The organism is Pseudonocardia charpentierae (genome assembly GCF_031845345.1).
Taxonomy (GTDB): domain Bacteria; phylum Actinomycetota; class Actinomycetes; order Mycobacteriales; family Pseudonocardiaceae; genus Pseudonocardia; species Pseudonocardia charpentierae.
In genome coordinates, this window is the sequence record NZ_JAVREJ010000081.1 from 1 (window position 1) to 1,723 (window position 1,723).

Consider the following 1,723-nt stretch of genomic DNA (forward strand, 5'->3'; position numbering starts at 1 on the left):
CTAATGAGGCTCCGCCTCGGACCGCCGAGGTGGGTGGCTGGTCGGGCGGGTGAGCTGCGGTCACGCTGTCAGCCATGGCGACGGTGACGGTCAACGATGTGCTCGAGGGGCATGTGGCGCTGGATCTGGAGTGCCTGGACCGGATCTACCTCAACGCCTACGTCCCGAACCTGCAGGTCGGCGGGCAGGTCGTCAGCTTCCTGACCGCGCATCTGGGCTATCCGATCCCGTCCCCGGCGGTCTTCGACAAGATCGGGACCGGGTTCCGCAGGGCGGTGGCCCGCTTCGCCGAGGAGGAGCACATCCCGGTGGTTCGGTTCACCAAGACCGACCGCAAGATCGAGACCATGCGGCCCTACCTCGCGGCGCAAGCCCGCACGGGCCGGTCCGGGGTGGCCGCGATCGGCGTGGCGCAGGAGTACGCGAGCGTGTTCACCGGCACCAAGAAGACCGGGTCGAACGGGGTGGCGTGGTTCTCCTTCACCAAGGCCGACCGCCGCGTCACCTGCTACTACTTCTACCTCTGGGATACCGAGTTCGGGCCGGCGTTCGTCAAGATCTGCGCCTACTTCCCCTACCCGGCCAAGATTTGGATCAACGGCCACGAGTGGGCCAAACGCCAAGCTCTCCACGCCGGGATCGGGTTCACCGAGCTGTCCAACGGGTTCGCCGCCACCGACGACCCGGCCGGGCTACAGGGGATCTGTGACCGGCTCGGCCCCGAGCAGATCACCGCGTTCGCCGATCACTGGTTCGCCGTCCTGCCGGTGCCGCTGACCGCGACCGACCAGGCGGCGGGCTACTGGTGGGAGCTGTCGATGCGCCAGATCGAGGTCTCGCGCACCATCGTGTTCGCCGCCCCCCGCCACGCCCGCGGGTTCTTCGAGGCCCTGGTCGCCGACAACCTCGACATCGGCCGCCCCGAACAGGTCGAGCTCATCTTCGGCCGCCGGACCCGCGGAGCGATCCCACCCGCAGCGTTCAAGACCAAGGTCGTCACCCGCGGAGTGGATGTCACCGTGAACGCCTTCTACAAGCACTCCCGGATCAAGCAGTACCTCAAAGACGGTCGCGCGCTGCGCGTCGAGACCGTCATCAACGACCCCTACGACCTGAGCTGCCAACGCCGCCTGCACAACCTGCCCGACCTGCAGGCCAAAGCCCGTGCCGCGAACCGTCGCCTGCTCGATACTGAACGCGTCGGCCAGGGCTGCGTCCTCGCGAGTCCAGCCTTTGAGCGGATCGCGCACCCGACCACCACGGTGGACGGGCGGAGGGCCCCAGCCCTACGGTTCGGCGACCCTCGGGTCCAAGCCCTGGCCGGCGCCCTATCGGTCAACCTGCTCGCCGTCACCGGCATCACCAACAAGAGCCTGCGCGCCTTGATGACCGGACTACTCGGCGAGCCCTACCCGATGAACCGGGCCAGCTACGACCTCACCCGCCTGCGCCGCAACGGGCTCATCACCCGCGTCCAGCGCCGCAACCTCTACCGGCTCACCGACGACGGCCTCGCGTTCGCGATCTTCTACACAAAGGTCCACGACCGCGTCCTGCGACCGTTGATAGCCACCGACCGACCACAAGCCCCACCACCCGTCCGCGCGGCCCTGCGCACCCTCGCCACCCACATCGACACCCGGCTCGCCCAGGCCCGGCTACCGTCGGCGGCTGCCTGACACTCTGACCAAGTGCCAAAGTCCTGGCGACCAAGGATCGCTAG

General features: G+C 68.2%; 1 protein-coding gene. It reads left to right on the top strand.

Annotation, left to right across the window (positions count from 1 at the left end):
• The first annotated feature begins 74 nt into the window (after nucleotides 1-74).
• Nucleotides 75-1,679 carry a hypothetical protein gene (locus tag RM445_RS31925; protein WP_311560591.1) on the top strand — a complete coding sequence of 535 codons (1,605 nt, stop codon included), beginning with the start codon at nucleotides 75-77 and terminating at the stop codon, nucleotides 1,677-1,679.
• Nucleotides 1,680-1,723: the final 44 nt, after the last annotated feature.